Below are 21,891 nucleotides of genomic sequence, written 5' to 3'. Positions count from 1 at the left end.
AAGGCATTTACACCGCCATCCGGCAACGCTGTGATTGATTTACGCATCACGCTTCCTTCCCCGCCAGCCGCTGAGCAGCGCGGCAAATACCATCAGCAGTCCTCCCCCCCAAATCCAGCGCACGCCGGTCTGCACGTACAAGCGCATGGCATAACGGTCCGCTCCGGTTTTTTCGCCCATCACCGCGTACCAGTCATGTAACAGATTCCAGCGGATCCCCGGCTCCATCATCTGTTGACGGCGCGCGGCATAGAAGCGCCTTTCTGGCTGCAGGCTGCCAATGCGTTTCTCATCCTGCCACAGTGTGATCTGCGCTTTTTCACTGGTGTAGTTACCTTTGGCTTCCAGGTCGAGACGCTCAAAACGGAAAATGTAACCCGCCAGTTCAACCTGCTGCCCAGGGCTCAGGTTCAGGCTTATCTCCTGACGGCTACCGCTGGAAAAGACGATCCCCGCCGCAAACACCAGCACTCCGGCATGCGCCAGCAGTGCCGGAAGTTGGATGCGGAAAGACACTTTGCGGCTTCTGACCATTGCCAGCACAATAACCAGCAGCATCAGTAGGCCAAAGGGCAGCGTAGCGCGGTTAAAGTACGGTGCGCCCACGGAAAGCCGCCCCCAGCCGAACAGCCCGTAAATCATCGGGTAGAGCGTGCCAATCAGCACAATCAGCAGCACCGCGCAAAAAAGCAGTAGCGCAACCAGAATCAGCATCTCGCGCGACCAGCCGCCAAAACGCGCACGTTGACGGATATTCTGCCCGCGCCAGGCATACAGCCCGAGCGACGCCAGGCTCAACACGGTAAACAGCGCAAACAGCGGCGCGGCGCGGACGTTATCCAGCGCGAAGGCATGTACCGAAACGAGAATGCCGGAACGCACAATCAACGTCCCCAGCAGCGATAAAATCAGCGTGACGATCGCCAGCAGCAGCGACCAGTGACGGAAGATCCCGCGCTGGCGCGTGATGTACAAGCTATGCAGCAGCGCGCTGGCGGAAAGCCAGGGTAATAAGGAAGCGTTTTCTACCGGGTCCCAGAACCACCAGCCGCCCCAACCCAGCTCGCAGTACGCCCACCAGGAACCAAGGATAATGCCCAGCGTCAACGCACACCAGCCGGGTAAAGCCCAGCGCCAGCACACCCAGGCGCTTTGTGCGTTAAAGTCACCGCGCAGCAGCGAGGCCAGCGCCACGCCTGCCGCCACCATTAACCCCCCGTAACCCAGGTACAGCAGCGGCGGATGGAGGATTAACCCGAGATGTTGCAGCATCGGATTAAGGTCACGCCCTTCAATGGCTGGCGGGAAGATGCGCACAAACGGATCGGACCATACCACCACAAACAGCAGCAGCAGGGCCGTTATCATTGAAAGGATGCTGAGCGTCAGCGGAAACAGCGCGTCGGAATCACGCCGATAGCCAAAAGCGAACAGCGCGCTCCAGCCGGAAAGAAACAGCACCCACAGCAGCAGCGATCCTTCATGACCGCCCCATACTGCCGCCAGTTTTAATCCCCACGGCAGCAGACTGTAGCTGTGCTGAGCAACGTAGACCACCGAAAAGTCGCTGGTCAGAAAGCAGAATACCAGAATGGCAAAGGCCAGCAGCAGCAGGGCAAATTGCATCCACACGCCCACGCTTGCCAGGCGCATCACGCCCTGCCAGCGCTGGCGGACACCCACCAACACGGCAAGCGGGGTCAACACGTTGACCCCGAGGCTTAATAACAGTGCCAGAAAACCGGCTTCAGGAAGGAGAACGTCCAGATATCACCTTACGCAACGGTTAGCTGACCCGCATAGAGAATAAAAAAGCGCAGCAGCAGTACGCCGGTCAGGCTGGCGCCGCACACTGCCAGCACGCCATGAAACGTCGAACTGCGGTTGGCCCAGGGTTTTAGCAGCATCGGCAGTATCAGCCCAAGCCCGGCAACCCCCAGCCAGAACCACCAGGTCCAGAATCCGCCGCCCAGTGCCGCCGCCAGCGCGCGCATTTTGCCGTCATCGCCCAGCGCCAGACCGACGAAAAACGCCGCCAGCAGGAAGATCTCCAGCCATACCACCGGGACTTCCATGCGATGCACAAAGTGCGCTTCCGTACTGTGCGGATTGCTACGATGACGTAACGCCATGGTGATCAGCGCCACCGCCGCACCGGAAGAGATCCCGGAGAACAGGAACAGCACCGGCAGGATCGGGTTATTCAGGAACGGGTAGGATTTCAGCGCCGACAGCAGGAACCCGGTATACGCCCCGAGCAGGACTGCCAGCACCAGCATCAGCGTCTCCAACGCGCGATGGAACGGCGTGATTAGCGTCAGGAGTTTTGACACTATCGTCAGTCGCGGCACGAAGCGTTGTTGCAGGGCAATCACCTCTTTTTCAAAGATTTTTGCCAGCCACAGCACCAACACTACCATGTACAACTGGAACAGCATGACCCCCATCGACATCACCGACGTGAAGCTGTAGTGGAACATCAGTTTCCAGAAGGTCCATGGACGCGTCAGGTGGAACACCAGAATCAGCAAACCGAAGATAATCGCCCCCGGCCCTAACACCAGCGTGGTGCGCAGCAGCGTGCTGTCTGAACCGCCCGCCTCCGGATGGAAACGACGTAGCAGAATTGCCAGCGTGACCAGTCCGGCAGAAATACCAATCAGGAACAGATAGATGGCAATGGGCCAGTCCCATACCAGTGATTCGAAATGAAATGCAGAAGCGGATGTCATTGGCTCACCTCCCCAAATTTAAAGGGAACGCGGTAGACCTTCGGTTTTGTGCCCAACGCCAGCTTGTAACGGTAGGTGGTTTTCTGCTGCAACAAGCGGGAGATATCGCTGTTGGGATCATCCAGATTACCAAACGTCAGCGCCTTCGTCGGACATGACTCAACGCAGGCGGGCTGTTTGCCCGCTTTCAGGTTGGTTTTCCGGCAGAAATCGCATTTATCCGCCGTTTTGCTCACCGGATGGATAAAGCGTACACGATAAGGACACGCGGCGATGCAATACTGGCAGCCAACGCACAGATCCGGGTTTACATCCACAATGCCGTTGGCGGCATCGCGATACGATGCCCCCGTCGGGCAGACGTCAACGCAGGGAGCATGGTCACAATGCTGGCACGAGTGACGGAAGAAGCGATACTTCACATCAGGAAATGTCCCTTGCGGCTCGCTGCGAATAATCGTCAGACGCGATACGCCTTCCGGCACGTTGTTAACTTCCCGACAAGCATCCATACAGGCCGTACAGCCAATGCATAAAGACTCATCATGAACCATACCGTAACGCACACCGTTGATGTTCAGCGTCTTCGCCACAACGCGCCCCGCCGTCCCGCTCACTGCCACCAGCGCGCCGACGCCGGTGATAAACTGGCGACGAGAGCAACTCATGGATGCTCCTTAAGCAACGGAACCGACGCTGGGTTAAAGTTCGGATTGTTACGTTGATCGCTGTGGCAATCGACGCAAATCTTGATCCGTCCTTTATCGCTTAGCGTCTGCATCGTGTCTTGCTTCGGATGCAGTGAGTGACAGCTGGCACACGCCACTTTGGTTACGTGGACATCGTGCGGCCAGAACGCTTTTTGCAACTGCTCAGGCAGGTGACAGGACATACAGACGCTGTTCTGCTGCTCCACGTTGTACATCGGCTCATTAAAGCGCATCACATCCTTCACCCCTTCACGGTGGTTCGGTGACGGCTGGCCGTGACAGTTGGTGCAGGTAACCGGCAGTTTGTTATTCGGGTTGATGACTTCTGCATGCTTACCATGCATGCCTTCGGTATCGGGCTTATGACAATCCAGACAGGCGGCATCCGGATTACGCTGTTGGGTAACCGTCCAGCGTTGATCTGACTCCTGCGGGGTTGGCGTGGCGGTTATCCCGCTCAGGCTCCAGAACAGACCTGACGCCAGCACCCCAGCAGTTAATAACGAACGTAATACGCTCATATTCACTCCGTTGAGTTATCCGCCCCTTGCGGGGCGGAATGGGGTTATTGGCTTAACAGACCGTTTTTACGCGCCTGATCTTCCCACTGCGGAACCACCGTTTTGATGAAGTCCTGCTTCTCAGCGTTGATTTGCTGCATGTTCAGACCAATCGCCGCCTGGGCTTTCTCTTTGGTAGAAATATCCGGTAACGGGATTTCATGCGTGATGCCTTTGGTCGCCAGCAGACGGACCAGTTTGGTACGCGCATCAGCGGCTTTATCCATCGCACTACCCAGCATCCGCAGACCTTCTTCCGGGGCGTGCATATGGATACCGTGAGAAGCAATCGACAGATCCCAGCGCCATTGCGCGTGGCGAATGTCTTCCAGAATCGGCTTCATTTCGGCTTCCGTTGCGCCCGCATCCCATGCGGCTTTCGCTTCGAAGTGGGCATGTACCAGCTGATCTTCAACCTTGATTTTCAGGTCATGAATCGCTTGTTTACGCTCGGCGACCACTTTTTGCAGAGACGCTTTGTCCTGGGTGTGGCAGTTGGCGCAAGTCTGTGGGAAGTTGTCGAACGGGTTACCAATCTTATGGTCGGTGTAGATTTTGCCTTCTGCGTTCTGCACTTTCGGCATGTGACAATCGATACAGGTCACGTTGTTCTTACCGTGAATGCCTGCGCTCCAGGTTTCATACTCCGGGTGCTGCGCTTTCAGCATTGGGGTTTTAGACAGAGAGTTGGTCCAGTCGGAGAACGCGATAGCATCGTAATATTTCTCCATATTCTCGACTTTCATACCGTCGTCCCACGGGAACTTAACGGCTTTGTTTTTACCGTCGAAGTAGTACTCCACGTGGCACTGGCCGCAGACCATGGATTGCTGATCAAAGCGACCGGCTTTCTCAAACGGTTTGCCGATAGTTTCCATCGCGCGTTCTGCATAAGGGCGCGACAGCGTCAGTTCTGGCTTGCCTTTGGCAAAGTCTGGTGACGCGGTGTTATGGCAATCGCCGCAGCCAAGGTTGTTAACAATTTCAGGGCCGCCACGCGCCCATTTACCGTGGAAGTAGCCATCTTCACCGTCTTTCTGGATCAGACGCGCCACATCCGGGCTTTTACAGCTCCAGCAGGCCATCGGCAACGGACCATCTTCTGCCGTTTTGGGTGCGCCGGTACGTAACGTTTCACGCACATCGGTAACCGCATACGCGTGTCCACGCGGTTTGTTGTAATCGCGGGAGAAAGGATATCCCGCCCACAGGATCACCAGACGAGGGTCTTCTGCCAGCGCATCTTCACGGGCTGACTGTTCAGACGTGGCTTTCCAGGAGAGGTATTGATCGGGATGCTGAGGGGCGAAGATTTCATTCTTCGCTTCAACGGTGACGGTCTTTGCGGGTACAGAGGTTTGCTCAGCATGAACGGCAGTAATAAATAAAAACGGTAATATCAGGCTGAAGAAACGGCGTACGCGTGATTTTGTCCTTGCCATAGGGGTCTCATCCAGATGTCGCCATTATCTGCAATGGCGGTTCTTTTATTGTTTTCCATAACAGCAACCACACAATACTGTCATGACATTGCTCCACCCTATTTGTAACAAGAAACCCCACAAGAAATGTTGTTTTTAATCAATTGTAAGTGTATGTAAAATACCACTTTAGAGTTATTCACCCCCTCGACCCCCTCACTCTTTTGTCTATACCCGACACAGATCACCTTTTCAAAACTCTCTATATAACCGCATGTTATCGCGAGGTTTAATCAATTTTTGCTAGTTTTCTTCAAAATTCAGTTTGTCGCTAATTTGCACAATTCGGTTATTGCGTGATCTGTCGCCCAAATACTAAACAAAACTCTCAAAGCCCCTACATTTAACGTTTGTGCGACATATTATTAACATCCTACAAGGAGAACAAAAGCCATGAGCCAAATACACAAACACGCTATTCCCGCAAATATTGCGGACCGTTGCCTGATAAACCCGGAGCAGTACGAAGCGAAATACCAACAGTCCATTACCGATCCCGACACATTTTGGGGCGAGCAGGGAAAAATTCTTGATTGGATCACGCCGTACAGCCAGGTAAAGAACACCTCTTTTGCCCCTGGCAACGTATCTATTAAATGGTACGAAGACGGCACGCTGAATCTGGCCGCAAACTGCCTTGATCGCCACCTACAGGAAAATGGCGATCGCACCGCCATTATTTGGGAAGGCGATGATGCAACCCAGAGTAAAAACATTACCTATCGCGAACTGCATCGCGATGTCTGCCGTTTTGCTAATACCCTGCTTGATTTGGGGATTAAAAAAGGCGATGTCGTAGCTATTTATATGCCAATGGTCCCGGAAGCCGCGGTGGCCATGCTGGCTTGCGCCCGTATTGGCGCAGTGCATTCAGTCATCTTTGGCGGTTTCTCACCAGAAGCCGTTGCCGGACGTATTATCGATTCCAATTCACGTCTGGTGATCACCGCCGACGAAGGCGTACGCGCCGGGCGCGCTATCCCGCTGAAAAAGAACGTTGATGATGCGCTGAAAAACCCGAACGTGAAGACCGTTGAACATGTGGTCGTTCTCAAACGTACCGGTGGAAAAACGGAATGGCAGGAAGGTCGCGACCTGTGGTGGTCCGATCTTATCGAGAAAGCCAGCCCGGAACATCAGCCAGCAGAAATGAACGCGGAAGATCCGCTGTTTATCCTGTATACCTCTGGTTCAACCGGTAAGCCAAAAGGCGTGCTGCACACCACGGGTGGATATCTGGTTTACGCGGCAACGACCTTTAAATACGTGTTTGACTACCATCAGGGCGATATTTATTGGTGTACCGCTGACGTGGGTTGGGTAACCGGGCACAGCTACCTGCTGTACGGTCCGCTGGCCTGCGGCGCCACCACGCTGATGTTCGAAGGCGTGCCAAACTGGCCAACCCCGGCGCGTATGTCGCAGGTTGTGGACAAGCACCAGGTCAATATTCTGTATACCGCGCCGACTGCCATCCGCGCCCTGATGGCCGAAGGCGATAAGGCTATTGAAGGGACTGACCGCTCCTCGCTGCGTATCCTCGGTTCCGTTGGCGAGCCGATTAACCCGGAAGCATGGGAGTGGTACTGGAAGAAGATTGGCAACGAAAAATGTCCGGTCGTTGATACCTGGTGGCAGACCGAAACCGGGGGATTTATGATCACCCCACTGCCGGGCGCTACCGAGCTGAAAGCCGGTTCCGCCACCCGTCCATTCTTTGGCGTACAGCCTGCGATTGTCGATAACGAAGGCAATCCGCTGGAAGGCGCGACCGAAGGCAACCTGGTGATCACCGACTCCTGGCCGGGTCAGGCGAGAACGCTGTTTGGCGATCACGAACGCTTTGAGCAAACCTACTTCTCTACCTTCAAGAACATGTACTTCAGCGGCGACGGCGCACGCCGTGATGAAGATGGTTATTACTGGATAACCGGTCGTGTGGACGATGTGCTGAACGTCTCCGGCCACCGTCTGGGAACGGCTGAAATCGAATCGGCGCTGGTGTCACATCCGAAGATTGCCGAAGCCGCCGTGGTCGGCATTCCACATAGTATTAAAGGCCAGGCCATTTACGCCTACGTTACGCTGAATCACGGCGAAGAGCCGTCACCTGAGCTGTACGCCGAAGTTCGCAACTGGGTACGTAAAGAAATTGGCCCGCTGGCAACCCCGGACGTGCTGCACTGGACCGACTCACTGCCGAAAACCCGCTCCGGCAAAATTATGCGCCGCATTCTGCGTAAAATCGCGGCCGGCGATACCAGCAATCTGGGCGATACCTCAACCCTCGCCGATCCTGGCGTGGTAGAGAAACTGCTCGAAGAAAAGCAGGCCATCGCGATGCCATCATAATCATAACCGTGAAATGCCCGATGGCGCGCTGCTTATCGGGCTTACAAATCCTATCCCTACCCCTCCCCTGACCGGGAAGGAAATATAAAAACCTCCCCAAAGGATTTCGTGTTGCCGGACTGCGACAGCAGACAGGTCGTGCCTGCTGCGCGAAAGACGAAGGGGGACCTCTGGAGAACTCTGTGATGAATGACCAAATTTATCAGCGGATAGAAGACAGTGCGCGTTTCAGGGAATTAGTTGAAAAACGGCAACGGTTTGCCACCATTCTGTCCATCATCATGCTGGCAGTTTATATCAGCTTTATTTTACTGATTGCCTTTGCGCCTGGCTGGCTGGGTACACCGCTACACGCGGGAACCAGCGTCACCCGGGGTATTCCGATTGGGGTCGGTGTGATCCTCATTTCCTTCATCCTGACCGGGATCTATATCTGGCGGGCCAACGGCGAATTCGATCGCCTGAACAATGCGGTTCTGCACGAGGTTAAAGCATCATGAAGAGAGTCCTGACGGCGCTTGCCGCCACGCTGCCCTTCGCCGCAAACGCGGCGGATGCTATTAGTGGTGCAGTTCAACGCCAGCCAACCAACTGGCAGGCGATTGTTATGTTCCTGATTTTCGTCATCTTTACGCTCGGTATTACCTACTGGGCGTCTAAGCGCGTACGTTCGCGTAATGACTACTACACCGCCGGCGGTAACATCACCGGTTTCCAGAACGGGCTGGCGATTGCGGGCGACTATATGTCGGCGGCATCGTTCCTCGGGATTTCCGCGCTGGTATTTACTTCCGGGTATGACGGGCTGATTTACTCGCTCGGCTTCCTCGTCGGCTGGCCGATCATTCTGTTCCTGATTGCTGAACGTCTGCGTAATCTCGGTCGCTACACCTTTGCCGACGTGGCCTCTTATCGCCTGAAGCAGGGTCCCATCCGTATTCTGTCGGCCTGCGGATCGCTGGTGGTGGTCGCGCTGTATCTGATCGCCCAGATGGTCGGTGCAGGTAAGCTGATTGAACTGCTGTTTGGTCTGAACTATCACATCGCCGTGGTGCTGGTTGGCGTACTGATGATGATGTACGTGCTGTTCGGCGGCATGCTGGCAACCACCTGGGTGCAAATCATCAAAGCGGTACTGCTGCTGTTCGGCGCCAGCTTTATGGCTTTCATGGTCATGAAGCACGTCGGCTTCAGCTTCAACAATCTGTTCACTGAAGCAATGGCGGTACACCCGAAAGGCTCCGCGATTATGAGCCCGGGCGGTCTGGTAAAAGATCCGATCTCAGCTCTATCGTTAGGTCTTGGATTGATGTTCGGTACGGCAGGTTTGCCGCATATTCTGATGCGCTTCTTCACGGTCAGCGATGCTCGCGAAGCGCGTAAGAGCGTGTTCTATGCCACCGGTTTTATGGGTTATTTCTACATCCTGACCTTTATTATCGGCTTTGGCGCGATCATGCTGGTAGGGGCTAATCCGGTGTACAAAGACGCCGCGGGCGCGCTGATCGGCGGTAACAACATGGCGGCGGTGCATCTGGCTAACGCGGTGGGCGGTAACCTGTTCCTCGGCTTCATCTCAGCAGTAGCCTTTGCCACCATTCTGGCGGTGGTTGCCGGTCTGACGCTGGCGGGCGCATCGGCAGTGTCGCACGATCTGTACGCTAACGTGTTCCGTAAAGGCGCAACCGAACGTGAAGAACTGCGCGTCTCGAAAATTACCGTACTGATATTGGGTGTGATTGCCATCGTGCTCGGCGTGCTGTTCGAAAATCAGAACATCGCCTTCATGGTGGGTCTGGCGTTCGCCATCGCGGCCAGTTGCAACTTCCCGATCATCCTGCTCTCTATGTACTGGTCAAAACTGACCACCCGTGGCGCGATGTTGGGCGGCTGGTTAGGTCTGCTGACGGCGGTGGTGCTGATGGTTCTTGGTCCAACCATTTGGGTCCAGATCCTCGGTCACGAAAAAGCCATTTTCCCGTATGAATATCCGGCGCTGTTCTCGATAAGCGTTGCGTTCCTCGGGATCTGGTTCTTCTCTGCTACCGATAACTCAGAAGAAGGTAACCGCGAACGCGAGCAGTTCCGTGCTCAGTTCATCCGTTCCCAGACCGGGTACGGCGTAGAACAAGGTCGCGCGCACTAATCGTCCTGCTCCTCCGGCCTTCGGGCCGGAGGATTGCATCCTTTCTCAAAACATCACTCTCGCGACCAGCGGCGCAACTAATACCATCACCACACCGGAAAGCATCATCACCAGACTGGCAACCACACCCTCCTGCTGACCGAGCTCATAAGAGCGCGCCGTGCCTGCCCCGTGCGATGCAGCGCCAAATCCTGCGCCCTTCGCCATCCCTTCACGAATGGAAAGGCGTAAAAACAGAACATCGCCGACCGCCATGCCGAATACGCCGGTCACCACCACGAACAACGCCACCAGGTCCGGCTGCCCGCCCAACGGCTCTGCCGCCGCCAGCGCAAACGGCGTGGTGACGGAGCGTACCGCCAGACTGCGTTGGATCTCATCAGGTAACATAAACAGACGCGCCAGCCACACGGAACTGGTGACGGCTACCAGCGTTGCCGTCACCACGCCCGCCGTCAGCGACATCCAGTGACGCTTAATCACCGCAAGGTTGTCATAGACCGGAACGGCAAACGCAATGGTTGCCGGGCCTAGCAGCCACAACAGCCAGTGCGATTCACCAATATAGTTTTGCCAGGAGATATGCCCGAACACCAGCATCAGCACCAGTAACGCTGGCGTGAGAACCAGCGGCATCAGCGGCAATTTGCGAAAACGGCGATACAGACGCTTGTTGGCAAAGTAGATGCCCAGCGTAATCACCAGACACAGCACGCTTAGCTGGAAATTACTCACGGTTTAACCTGCTCATTTCATAGCGATACACTTTATCGACCACCCACGCCGTGGCGCCGAGCACCATCAGCGTACTTAGCGCAATTACCGCGAATATGCGCCAGCCATCGACCAACAACAGCTGCGTATAGTTGACGACGGCCACCACCGCCGGAACAAAAAACAGCAGCATTTCAGCCAGTAACCAGCGAGCGCCTGCGCGAATCCAGTTGAGCGGGATAACCCGGCAGACAATCAACGCCAGCATCAGCACCATCCCTACCAGGTTGGCAGGAAGCGGCAGATGCAGCCAGGAGACAAGATATTGAGCAAATACAAAGAGACCTGCGTACAACAGAACCTGAACGGGGATCTGGAGTCGTTGAATGACAGCAGGCGTCACGCGGCTTATCGCCACAGCCATGAGGGTATGTCCTTAAAAAATAGAGAGCGCCAGTATAGAGAGCCCCCGTCCAGGACTGAAATGAATTAAACTCATTGCAGGCATAGTCTTAAGGAATAATCATGGATATCAGAACACTGCGATATTTTGTTGAAGTGGTGCGTCAGCAGAGCTTTACCCGCGCAGCGGAGAAGCTTTTTGTCACCCAACCCACCATCAGCAAAATGTTGAAGAACCTTGAAGACGAGCTGAACTGCACGCTGTTAATCCGCGACGGACGACGGCTGTTGCTGACCGATACCGGACAGGTTGTTTTTGAGCGCGGTCTGGCGATTTTGGCCGAGTTTCGCCAGCTTGAAGCCGAACTTAGCGACATTAATCATCTGAACAAAGGGCTATTGCGCCTTGGTATCCCGCCAATGGTCGGTATGTTGATGGCAGGTCCCATCAGCCTGTTTCGCCAGCGTTATCCCGGCGTTGAGCTTAAAATATCGGAGTTTGGTGGCTTAACCGTCCAACAGGCAGTCATGAGCGGTGATTTAGATGTCGCAATGACGGCCCTTCCGGTCGAGGAAGAGAGTGGACTGGCAACCTTGCCGCTTTTCAGCCATCCGCTCTGCGTGCTGGTCCCGCGCTCGGGCCAGTGGACAACCTGCGAATCCATTTCCCCCGAGGCGCTGGCGGAACACCCGCTGCTTATCTACAACGAAGATTTCGCCCTGAGCCGTCAGTTACTGGAACTGTTTAACCAGCACGATGTAAAACCCCGCATCGCGGTACGTAGCGGGCAGTGGGATTTTCTGGCGGCCATGGTGCAAGCCGGCGTCGGTATCGCCATTTTACCGGAGCCGATTTGCCAGCGCCTGGATAAGCAAACCCTGCGCTGGATCCCGCTGGAGAGTGATTTACGCTGGCAACTGGGTATGATTTGGCGCGAAGGCGTGTATCTGTCGCACAGCGCCCAGGCGTGGCTGACATGCTGCGAAGGGTTTTGGTTAACGCAAGAATCGTAAGTGCCGGATGCGGCGTAAACGCCTTATCCGGCCTACAATTCGATTCCGTAGGCCTGATAAGCGTAGCGCATCCGGCACAACCGTTTATTGGTTCTCGATCAGCAACGCTTCCAGCAAGTCCAGATCGTGTAACAGTTTTTGCAGCGTTTCATTGCTGATTTCGCGCGTGGCGCGCAGGTGATAAAGCTCTGCACGTTCTGAACGCAGTGCCGCCAGGCGGAAACGTCGCTCGAGGTTCTCTTCCTGTAATGAGCTTTCCACATCGTTACGTCCATCGACGCGACGGCGCAGGTTACCGATTACACGAGAGCTCACCTCGGTCAACAGTTGATTATCAATATTCTCTTCGCTGTCCGCCGCCAGGCGCTCTTCCATTTTCTGGATAGCAACAATCGCGACTTCTGCCGTCGCAGCGCGGGCTATCCGCTCTTCTTTCAGTTGCTGCGAGTGATCTGCCACTTCCAGGTGTTGCAGCAGAATCGGTAGCATCACTACACCGACAAACAGCGAGAACAGGATCACGCCCGCGGCAAGGAATACTAACTCGTAGCGCGCCGGGAAACCGCTACCATCCGGCAACAGCAGCGGGATGGAGAGCACACCGGCAAGCGTAATCGCCCCGCGAACCCCCGCAAAGGAGGCGATCAGGATTTCACGCGTTGTCCAGGAGCCAAACTCCATCGGCTTTTTCTTCAGGAAGCGCAGACTGAATTTTTTCATCGTCCACAACCAGCCAAAACGCACCAGCATCAGCGCCACATAAATCAGCACGATATCGGTAAACAGCATCCAGGTTTCAACGTTCGGATCGGCTTCTGCCGCCACCAGAGAAGACTCCAGAATCCCCGGTAATTGCAGCCCTAACAGCAGGAAGACCATGCCGTTAAAGACGAACTCCAGCATCGCCCAGGTGCTGTTAGCACGTAAGCGCATCGCCAATGGCGCACGACGCATTACGCCTGAACGGGTTATCGTCATCCCGGCTGCGACCGCCGCGAGGATCCCGGAAACACCAATGTGTTCGGCAATCAGGTAAGAAGCAAACGGCAGCAGGAACAGCAGAACAATTTGCGTTGCCGGCTCATCGCCGCCCCAGCGGCTAAGAAAGCGCAGAGAGCGGCCATACAACCAGCTGACGACAAAACCCGCCAGGATGCCGCCAATCGCTACCTTAAAGAACTCAACCGTCGCACCACCAACGGTAAACACCATCGTTCCCATTGCCACGGCCACGGCAAATTTCAGCGATACCAGGCCAGACGCATCGTTCATCAACGCTTCGCCCTGCAGGATGCCCATGATTTTCTTCGGTATGCGCCCCTCACCTACAATGCCAGAAAGGGCAACGGCATCGGTTGGCGATAACACGGCGGCCAGCGCAAAAGCGGGGATCAGCGGAATCCCCGGGACCAGCCAATAAATCATAAAACCAATGCCGACCACCGTAACCAGTACGAGCGCCAGAGCCAGACCGAAGATCTCTCGTCCGTGCTCCAGAAACTCCCGCGTTGGCGTCTTCCAGCCATCGGCAAACAGCAACGGCGGGATGAACAGAACCAAAAACAGTTCAGGGTCAAATTCCACATGCAAACCAAACGTCGGCCACGCCAGCAACGCGCCGATGGCGATCTGCATAAGGGGTAAAGGGAGTTGGAAGGGCAATACGCGAGTAAATACCCCCGATAGCGAGACCACAAGGGTCATGATGAGTATGGTAAAAAAGATTTCCATGCGTTCCCTGTTTGCGATGTTTCTTATGATTAGTGGTGAGAGGCGTCGTGCCTCAATTCTATCTACTCGAGAGTAACGCAAAAGACAACGAGTGTGTTCTGAAAATAAAAACGGGCGGCAAAAGCCACCCGTTTTGAGGATCTTTATCGAATAAGAATCAGATAGCCCAGCCGCCCGCGTAGAAGGCAACCAGCGCCACGGCAATCACCACCGTGCCGATATTCAGCTTTCGCCATTCGCCGGAAACAATACGGCCAATAACCAGAGTGGCAAAACCGATCATAATACCGGTCACGATATTACAGGTCAGCACGATAAAGACGGCGGTAATCAGTCCTGCCATCGCGTCGACGAAGTCGGTAAAGTCGATTTTCGCCACGTTGCTCAGCATCAGCAAACCAACATACATCAGCGCCGGTGCCGTTGCGTAAGCAGGAACAAGGTAAGAGAGCGGAGAAAGGAACAGGATCAGCAGGAACAGAACACCAACGGTGATCGCCGTCAGACCGGTTTTCCCCCCTGCCGCGGTACCCGCTGCAGATTCAATGTAAACCGCCGCCGGAGCTGCCCCTACCAGACCAGAGAACACGCTGCTCAGGGAGTCGGTGGTCAGCGCTTTGCCGCCATCGATAATCTGACCGTCTTTATCCAGCAGATTCGCCTGTCCGGCTACGGCACGGATGGTTCCGGTCGCATCGAAGACGGCGGTCATGACCAGCGCCAGCACGCTCGGCAGAACGACAGGATTCAGTGCGCCCATAATATCCAGGCTGCCGATCAGCGAGTTGCCGTTTTCGTCGCTCAGAGACGGCATGGCAAAAATACCGGAGAAATGCACGGCAGGATCGAAAATCAGACCAACGACAGAAATACCAATAATGGTCAGCAGGATGCCACCCGGTACTTTCAGTTTTTCGAGGCCGATAATCACCGCCAGACCAATCAGCGACATAATGACCGGGAAGGTGTCGAAGTCACCCAGCGCAACCGGCAGGCCATCCAGCGGGTTCTTAATCACCAGACCAACACCGTTTGCCGCAATCAGCAGCAGGAACAGGCCGATACCAATACCTGTACCATGCGCAACGCCCTGTGGCAGATTGCGCAGGATCCAGCTACGAATACCTGTCGCGGAAATGATGGTAAACAGAACCCCCATCAGGAACACCGCGCCCAACGCAACAGGCACGCTAATATGCTGCCCCAGCACCAGGCTGAATGCGGTAAACGCCGTCAACGAAATGGCGCAACCAATCGCCAGCGGCAGGTTTGCCCACAGACCCATCACAATAGAGCCGACACCGGCTACCAGGCAGGTTGCCACAAATACAGCGGCTGGCGGGAAACCGGCTTTACCCAGCATACCTGGAACCACGATAACAGAGTAGACCATCGCCAGAAACGTCGTTAATCCGGCAACGACTTCCTGTCGAACGGTACTGCCACGGTGCGAAATTTTAAACCAGGCGTCGAGTGAACCGCCGGTACGCGCTGAAGGCGTAGACATAGAAAACATCCCCTGAGAGTTTATTTTTCGTCATTATGCGTGCTGGACAATCCACTGCCTGCTTAACGTTTTCTCCCTGTGCCAGGTTTGCGTCAGTAGGGGTGTCGCAAAAAAGCAAACGTTTAGCTCTGCGCATAAAAACGGGTGGTAAAAAAAAAGCAAACGATTATCTAGCGATCATGTACTGGTTTTCAACTGAACTTTGCCGCTTTTTACTCATTTCTTCTTATAACGCACAATAAATAGCCAGTCGATGCGCAAACGTTATCGTCAATGCGCAATCTGGCAACAAATTTCGCGCAGTTATTACAACCCCGACGGTAATCTTTCACGTTAACTCGCGCAAAAAAATGGATGAAGATGCGGAAAATTTTTCGGCTAAAAAACCATCAATTGACTGGCAAATAGACGGGGGTGGCATACACTTACCTTATCAACACAAGCCGGAACCTCCCCTAATGTGCTCGACTGAGGGGTGTTGATGTCGGGGGAAACCCTCCCGTGAACCAGCGGGATAGAGTGAAAGACAAAGACCGGAACCAAACTAAAGCGCCCTCTGTGGCGCTTTAGTTTTATATCCGTATTTAAACCCATCAATCATCTTCCAGCAGGCGCGCCCCGGTCCCCTGCTCGCCAAGCTGGTCGCCTGGGTTACGCAACGGGCAATCACTACGCGACAAACAACCGCAACCAATGCATCCATCCAGTTCATCACGCAACGCCACCAGGGTATGAATACGCCGGTCCAGTTCTTCACGCCATTGCGACGAGAGCTGTTTCCACTCTTTGGCGCTGAGCGAATGTCCTTCGGGTAATACCCCTAGCGCGTCGCCAATCGTCGCCAATGGTATACCGATACGCTGGGCAATCTTGATAATCGCAACATAACGCAACACATCACGTTTGTATCGCCGCTGATTGCCGCTGTTGCGCATGCTGCTGATTAACCCTTTGCTTTCATAGAAGTGCAGAGTTGATACCGCGACACCGCTACGTTTTGCGACTTCACCTGGCGTGAGTAGCGCTTTTATCCGGGGTAATTTCTTTTCCATAAATCGCTTTACCTAAAGTTAACTTGAGGAATTATACTCGCCCACAGACAAAACGACGAATCGAATACTGAGAAAGAGGCAGCCCTATGTCCCATCAGCAGATAATTCAGACCCTTATTGAATGGATTGATGAACATATCGATCAACCGCTGAACATTGAGGCGGTGGCGAAAAAATCAGGTTACTCGAAGTGGTATTTACAGAGGATGTTCCGCACGGTGATGCGTCAGACGTTGGGTGACTATATCCGTCAGCGCCGACTTTTGTTAGCCGCCGTGGAACTACGGACGACCGAACGACCTATTTTCGATATTGCGATGGATCTCGGCTATGTGTCGCAACAAACATTCTCACGCGTGTTCCGCCGCGAGTTTGATCGTACTCCCAGCGACTACCGTCATCGCCTGTAGGATTATTGCCCGCTCTGCGTCAGTATGGCGGGCGGGCTCTGTAGCCAGTGCATAAACTCCTGCGGCGGTAACGCTTTCGCAAAATACCACCCCTGACAATACTGAACGCCACGTTCAAGCAGCCATTCCATTTGATCTGCCGTTTCCACCCCTTCAGCAATTGTCTTCAGATGTAAGCTTTGCGCCATCTCGATGATATGTTCGGCAATCAGGTGGCTGGTACTGTTGGTCGCCAGCGTACTAATAAAAGATTTATCAATCTTCAGGATATCCACGTTCAGTGCCGCCAGATTGTGCAGATTAGAATATCCCGTCCCAAAATCATCAAATGCCACTTCATAACCGGCCTGGCGGAATGCCTGGATTACCGGGGTCATTTTATGCACATCAATAAATCCACGCTCCGTCACTTCGACTTTAATTTGCTGGGCAGCGACTGAGTAATCACGCGTTTTCTCAGCGATCAAAGCAATCAGTCGGGATGAATGGAAATCAGAAGCAGAGAGGTTAATTGAGATATAAATCTGGGGATGCGCAGAAAGAAAATACCCTAAATCATTGAACACTTCTTCGACCACGTAATCCGTGATCCTTTCAATCATGCCTTCTTTTTCAGCCAGCGGAATAAATTCCGTCGGGCTCATGACCTCACCTTTGCAACCAGGCCAACGCATCAGCGCCTCGGCTCCCACACATTTACCATTCTTGATATCGATGATCGGCTGGTAATGCAGACGTAGCTGGCGTTTTTCCAGTGCACGCCTTAACAAACGACGAGGGGAATGGTACTGCTGGCGCGTACGCCACCACATCAACAGCATCAGAATGCTGCAGATCACCCCAAAGGGGATCGTGAGTGCGGCTTCGTGATAGAAATTTTGATGGACGCGATCGCGGGTCGTCGAAACAATAATCGCGATCGGGCGCTTCTCAGAACGAACGATGGTATAGAACCGATCGTCCAGTTGGAAGGTAGAGGCTTTACCGCGCACCAGCGGCAGAAATTGCTTAACATGCGCCTGATTGCTGGCGGAGAAGAAAGTATCCGTTATCGTGTCATAGACGCCCCACAATAGGCCAGGGTCATCTGACATGACTTCGCTGTAAGATAATGGGTTAATGACAACGACGTAGTTTCCTCTTTGCATATACGTCATGTTGTAGCCAGAGAAAAAAGGCGTATCGCGATAGTAATAGATCGAAACATCCGGCGTACGTTTATAGTCAGCGGTTGGCATAATATAGGGAACTGACGGCGTCATCGACGTAGAGCACAAAAAATGATCAGCTTGCGCATAAATTAGCTCGCTGATATATAAACGTCCGCGAATAATATTCAGCATGCTTTTCTGATGGGCAGGGGTACACATCTTGCCCTGATACAGCTGAGCCATATCACGCGCTAAATCAGCTTGCTGGATCACCAGTTCCGTTTTATTTAACACCAGTTGAGCAAATGAGTGGAGTTGAGTGCGGGTTTCAGACATCGCCCGGATATGAGCAAACCATAGCGCCAGCACCACGGGGAGCAATACCACCGTGAGCGTGCCGAGGAGCTTCAGCATCTTGCTTTGCGCACTGAGATTCATGTCAGCCCTATTTCCCTGTTTCGTATATGCCAGTACCCATCAAGGCAGGATGCTATAAACACCAGCTGGTTAAGTTGCATGAATCTATCAACATTATCAACAGACGTCTCTATGTAAAAGTCTGATAATAGTGGATGATGATATTATTTTCCCGTAAGGCAAACTTAAAGTTACGCTTATTTTGCAACATCATTATCAAGAAAGAGTAATGTTTTACACGCGTTATACTGGCTGCACGTATAAAACACATTAACTTTTTTAACGATTAATTTCGGATAAAGAAAACAAGTAACATGAATGCATCTTACATAACGCATAATTTATTATTCGTTTATGAATCAAAATAACCACACACTTGCCATGGATTAAGGCCGGCAAAAATAACGTCAGATACTGGTGAACAAACGAGCAGTTGTGATATAGTTCACAGAAATAATGTAACAGAAACATTGTTTCATTCATGTTATTGCCCGTCGATAGCCAGAGTAGCACACCCTCTGTGAACAACCCCGCGCTGTCCTGGGCATCAAGACTTTCTGAGGACGCTTTTCATGGCAACAATAACAACTGGCGTGGTTCTTCTGCGGTGGCAACTGCTCAGCGCAGTACTGATGTTTTTAGCCAGTACGCTCAATATTCGTTTTCGTAAATCAGACTATATTGGGCTGGCCGTTATCAGCAGCGGTTTAGGGCTTGTTTTTGCCTGCTGGTTTGCAACCGGATTACTCGGTATCACCCTGGTAGATGTATCCACTATCTGGAATAACATCGAATCTGTGATGCTCGACGTGATGAGCCATACTCCGCCAGACTGGCCGATGGTGTTGAACTGATAACAACAGTGTGTCCGACCAGAGTATACCCGGTCGGACACGGTTTTAAGCGATAACGATTTTACTGACGTTCCGGTAACCGCTTACCACTCCATCCGGAACCCTGCGTTCACCTGCCAGTTCATATCAATGTCGCCTCCAGCCGATCTTTCCAGGTCAACGTACAGTCGGGAATTATTGTTCTGAGTAAGATGGATATTGGTTCCAATACCGTAGTTTATCCACGAGTCACTTCCTCCCTCGCGGACCGTCATGGACGCGTCTTTACCCCACACAGTGACATCACGATCGCCGGCAAACTCATGCAGCAGATCCAGCTTCACATAAATATCGCTGTCCGGGCGTTCTTCAAATCGATAACCCCCCCGCAATCCGACACGACCAATCACGCTGTCGATATCATTCTGACGAACCCGTAACCCGCTGCTGGTGGTATAACGAGCTTCATCCAATCGGGTATACACGAGCTGCGCTTGCGGTTCGATGAAAGAGGATTCTCCCAGACTAAACTCACGACCGTATTCTGCGCTGGCGCTAATTGACCACGTGCTGCTATCCGCCCCCCCCATATTGCCATACACATTTCGGTAGTTAAAATCACTCTCATGGCGGCTATATTTCAGCACCAGATCCAGGTAGTCCTGTTTCTCCGGACGGTTCCATGCAGCATAAAGTGAACCACCGTAGCTCTTGTTATCGCCCGTGCCATAAGCAAAGTCAGCGTTACCTCTCATGTAATGCGCCGCAATGCCTCGCGTCCAGACTGATTGTTCACCCTCTACTTTATTGTCATAACCAAGTTGCCAGAAGCTATACAGGTTTTTGAAGTAGCTGCCATTATCGCTTTCCATTTCGCCGCCTTTATAGCGTATCCACAGACCATTTTGCTGTTGGTTCTGGCGTAATTCCCCTAAACGCTTATTCAGGCTGTCGATTTCGAGACGGGCGGTGGCCGCCGCGTAGTTTAACCCGGCATTGGCAATCGCGGTGTTGCTACCCGCACTGGCTTTCGTTGAAATCCCCGTGATATACCAGTTTGTGCCATACTGGCTTGCCGGATCGCCTTCCCGAATATCAGAGCGCAGTAGCGGTTTATAGTCATATACATACTCGTTAGTGATATCGATTTTATCGTACGCTTCGAACGTCACATTGCTGGCGGCATCAGCAACCCAGATATCTTCTTGCAGATTGCTGAGCTTATTAATATTTAACGCCTCAATGGCATGAGTTCCCCCCGTGCTACTCTTAACGACTTCGATAAAGTCGCTACCATTACGCCGCTGCTCATCTGTTTTATTTGTATTTACATCAATCAGGAAAATACCGTTGTTGCCTTTCAGATCGTGAATCTTCACAGTTTCGTTGATGCTCTGATTGGTATGCAGGTTAAAACCATGCAGGTTTATCGTCCCGCCATCTTGCAAGGTGATAGCACTGATCTGAGCGTCTTTACCATCCGGGATCCAGTGGGCATTATTCATCAGCGTCAGATTCAAATCTCCCGCCCATGTATTACTGTCGATGTCCAGAACATTCGCTTCATGCCCATGCCAAAATGATTCTGCACCATTGAGCGTAATATTCATCTGGCTGGCATGAGCATATATTTTATCGCCAAAGTCGATATTTCCCAACAAATTGACCTTGTACTCACCTGACTGATTAATATTAACGACACCACCATCTTTAGCACTAACCGCATCACTTTTTGATGAACCATCAGGATAACCGCTGTTGTTTTCCAGCAGTTCTCTGAAATTACTGGCGTAAGTATTAATGTAAATATTACCACCGTTTGCCGTAATAGTTGAACCTACTCCACGTGCATAGATTCCATTATTTGCCAGCGTGGCATCTTCCCCATCGTTGGTGTGTTCAACCTCTGAACGAACATACACATTGCCGTTTACAGTGATATCCGCACCGCTTCCCGCATACAACGCAGTATTGTTATGGGTATATTTAGAGCCAATTAAGAAAGTATTTTTCAGACTAAAGTTATCAACTTTGACGTTGGTGTCCTGACCTTCGGCGGATAAGCCAAAAAAGGCCAGCCCGGCGCGGTGTTCCTGTTGCGTAGTTCCGCTAATATTAACGTTGTAATTACCAATTTGATACTCTCCCGCCTGGTCTTTGGTGATACTGCCAATCTTCACCTCAAGGCCATTACCTTCACCTCGCACAGGGTTATCAATATTTACCGTGATGTCATAGTTTTTATCATCAGCAATCGTATCCCGAATGATGATCCCTTCCTGACCACCATTAACATCTATATAATTCAGTTCATAGTTTTTTGCACTCGCAAATCCAGCGCAAACCAACTGTGCTGCGGTAAATGATAGTGCAAAGGGTATTATTGCTTTAGGGTTTATCTTCCTTTGATACATAGTAAGCTCCATAACAAATAGTTTATCAAATCACTTATTAATACCCCACCAATAAAAAGCAGCAAATAATAAATGAATTTTCATCAATGAAGAATCGATAAGCTAAAAGCATTATTTAAAGCCATGTATTAATTTGTCAATATTTACCATGCAGTAAAATACAATTTTTCCATTAAATTAATTGAATATTACTCTCAGGAGAACTATCTCAAGCAGAAAAAATTAAACATGCGACATATATTCATTAGTTATTATCGTAACATTT

18 protein-coding genes are annotated in these 21,891 nt (G+C 52.5%); 6 read left to right on the top strand and 12 right to left on the bottom strand.

What is annotated here, in order from left to right:
* Positions 1 to 39: 39 nt before the first annotated feature.
* Genes OGX91_RS18075 through nrfA form a run of 5 tightly spaced genes read right to left on the bottom strand, consistent with a single transcriptional unit; the run spans position 40 to position 5,444 of the window.
* The gene (locus OGX91_RS18075) at positions 40 to 1,767 is read right to left on the bottom strand and encodes a heme lyase CcmF/NrfE family subunit (protein WP_199947701.1); all 1,728 of its coding nucleotides are present in this window, start codon (positions 1,765 to 1,767) and stop codon (positions 40 to 42) included.
* An 8-nt stretch (positions 1,768 to 1,775) separates the two neighbouring features.
* On the bottom strand, positions 1,776 to 2,732 hold the full coding sequence (nrfD, locus tag OGX91_RS18070) for a cytochrome c nitrite reductase subunit NrfD (RefSeq protein ID WP_040229791.1): 957 nt from the start codon (positions 2,730 to 2,732) through the stop codon (positions 1,776 to 1,778).
* Positions 2,729 to 3,400: a cytochrome c nitrite reductase Fe-S protein gene (nrfC, locus tag OGX91_RS18065; protein ID WP_005132585.1), complete on the bottom strand. Its 672-nt coding sequence runs from the start codon at positions 3,398 to 3,400 to the stop codon at positions 2,729 to 2,731. The genes nrfD and nrfC overlap by 4 nt, the downstream gene beginning before the upstream one ends.
* Positions 3,397 to 3,963 (bottom strand): cytochrome c nitrite reductase pentaheme subunit, encoded by a 567-nt coding sequence (nrfB, locus tag OGX91_RS18060; RefSeq protein ID WP_005132587.1) that lies wholly within the window; start codon positions 3,961 to 3,963, stop codon positions 3,397 to 3,399. Before nrfB ends, nrfC begins: the two co-directional genes overlap by 4 nt.
* A 44-nt stretch (positions 3,964 to 4,007) precedes the next feature.
* Positions 4,008 to 5,444 (bottom strand): ammonia-forming nitrite reductase cytochrome c552 subunit, encoded by a 1,437-nt coding sequence (nrfA, locus tag OGX91_RS18055; protein ID WP_005132589.1) that lies wholly within the window; start codon positions 5,442 to 5,444, stop codon positions 4,008 to 4,010.
* A 432-nt stretch (positions 5,445 to 5,876) separates the two neighbouring features.
* On the opposite strand from nrfA, the gene acs reads away from it, so the two are divergent.
* From acs to actP, 3 genes are all read left to right on the top strand, one after another.
* On the top strand, positions 5,877 to 7,835 hold the full coding sequence (gene acs, locus OGX91_RS18050; RefSeq protein WP_286627090.1) for an acetate--CoA ligase: 1,959 nt from the start codon (positions 5,877 to 5,879) through the stop codon (positions 7,833 to 7,835).
* 185 nt (positions 7,836 to 8,020) lie between these two features.
* Positions 8,021 to 8,335: a DUF485 domain-containing protein gene (locus tag OGX91_RS18045; RefSeq protein WP_003031750.1), complete on the top strand. Its 315-nt coding sequence runs from the start codon at positions 8,021 to 8,023 to the stop codon at positions 8,333 to 8,335.
* Entirely contained in the window at positions 8,332 to 9,981 is a 1,650-nt protein-coding gene (actP, locus tag OGX91_RS18040) for a cation/acetate symporter ActP (RefSeq protein WP_040229798.1), read from the top strand. Before OGX91_RS18045 ends, actP begins: the two co-directional genes overlap by 4 nt.
* 45 nt (positions 9,982 to 10,026) lie before the next feature.
* On the opposite strand, the gene OGX91_RS18035 is transcribed toward actP, so the two are convergent.
* Both OGX91_RS18035 and OGX91_RS18030 read right to left on the bottom strand, forming a co-directional pair.
* Entirely contained in the window at positions 10,027 to 10,716 is a 690-nt protein-coding gene (locus OGX91_RS18035) for an LrgB family protein (protein ID WP_005132595.1), read from the bottom strand.
* Positions 10,709 to 11,119: a CidA/LrgA family protein gene (locus tag OGX91_RS18030; protein WP_005132599.1), complete on the bottom strand. Its 411-nt coding sequence runs from the start codon at positions 11,117 to 11,119 to the stop codon at positions 10,709 to 10,711. Before OGX91_RS18030 ends, OGX91_RS18035 begins: the two co-directional genes overlap by 8 nt.
* Positions 11,120 to 11,220: 101 nt before the next feature.
* Here OGX91_RS18030 and OGX91_RS18025 point away from each other — a divergent pair, with 101 nt between their 5' ends.
* Positions 11,221 to 12,111 carry a LysR family transcriptional regulator gene (locus tag OGX91_RS18025; protein WP_005132605.1) on the top strand — a complete coding sequence of 297 codons (891 nt, stop codon included), beginning with the start codon at positions 11,221 to 11,223 and terminating at the stop codon, positions 12,109 to 12,111.
* Between the two features lie 84 nt (positions 12,112 to 12,195).
* On the opposite strand, the gene OGX91_RS18015 is transcribed toward OGX91_RS18025, so the two are convergent.
* The 3 genes from OGX91_RS18015 to soxR all read right to left on the bottom strand — a co-directional run bounded on the left by OGX91_RS18015 (position 12,196) and on the right by soxR (position 16,401).
* On the bottom strand, positions 12,196 to 13,842 hold the full coding sequence (locus OGX91_RS18015) for a Na+/H+ antiporter (RefSeq protein ID WP_040229801.1): 1,647 nt from the start codon (positions 13,840 to 13,842) through the stop codon (positions 12,196 to 12,198).
* 157 nt (positions 13,843 to 13,999) lie between these two features.
* On the bottom strand, positions 14,000 to 15,349 hold the full coding sequence (gene ghxP, locus OGX91_RS18010; protein WP_005132609.1) for a guanine/hypoxanthine transporter GhxP: 1,350 nt from the start codon (positions 15,347 to 15,349) through the stop codon (positions 14,000 to 14,002).
* A 593-nt stretch (positions 15,350 to 15,942) separates the two neighbouring features.
* Positions 15,943 to 16,401 (bottom strand): redox-sensitive transcriptional activator SoxR, encoded by a 459-nt coding sequence (gene soxR, locus OGX91_RS18005; protein ID WP_003826630.1) that lies wholly within the window; start codon positions 16,399 to 16,401, stop codon positions 15,943 to 15,945.
* 86 nt (positions 16,402 to 16,487) lie between these two features.
* Between soxR and soxS the strand changes: the two genes are divergently transcribed.
* Complete coding sequence (gene soxS, locus OGX91_RS18000) at positions 16,488 to 16,811, top strand: superoxide response transcriptional regulator SoxS (RefSeq protein WP_005132611.1); 324 nt, start codon at positions 16,488 to 16,490, stop codon at positions 16,809 to 16,811.
* A 2-nt stretch (positions 16,812 to 16,813) separates the two neighbouring features.
* On the opposite strand, the gene pdeC is transcribed toward soxS, so the two are convergent.
* Positions 16,814 to 18,400 (bottom strand): cyclic di-3',5'-guanosine monophosphate phosphodiesterase PdeC, encoded by a 1,587-nt coding sequence (gene pdeC, locus OGX91_RS17995; protein ID WP_040229803.1) that lies wholly within the window; start codon positions 18,398 to 18,400, stop codon positions 16,814 to 16,816.
* Positions 18,401 to 18,951: 551 nt separating this feature from the next.
* Here pdeC and OGX91_RS17990 point away from each other — a divergent pair.
* Positions 18,952 to 19,233, top strand: coding sequence for a YjcB family protein (locus OGX91_RS17990; protein WP_005132615.1), 282 nt, complete (start codon positions 18,952 to 18,954; stop codon positions 19,231 to 19,233).
* 83 nt (positions 19,234 to 19,316) lie between these two features.
* Here OGX91_RS17990 and OGX91_RS17985 read toward each other — a convergent pair whose 3' ends face one another.
* Positions 19,317 to 21,626 carry an autotransporter family protein gene (locus OGX91_RS17985; protein WP_199947653.1) on the bottom strand — a complete coding sequence of 770 codons (2,310 nt, stop codon included), beginning with the start codon at positions 21,624 to 21,626 and terminating at the stop codon, positions 19,317 to 19,319.
* Between the last annotated feature and the right edge of the window lie 265 nt (positions 21,627 to 21,891).

It is taken from the genome of Citrobacter sp. Cpa228 (genome assembly GCF_030333085.1).
GTDB lineage: Bacteria > Pseudomonadota > Gammaproteobacteria > Enterobacterales > Enterobacteriaceae > Citrobacter > Citrobacter pasteurii.
This window is presented reverse-complemented; position numbering and strand designations above follow the sequence as displayed.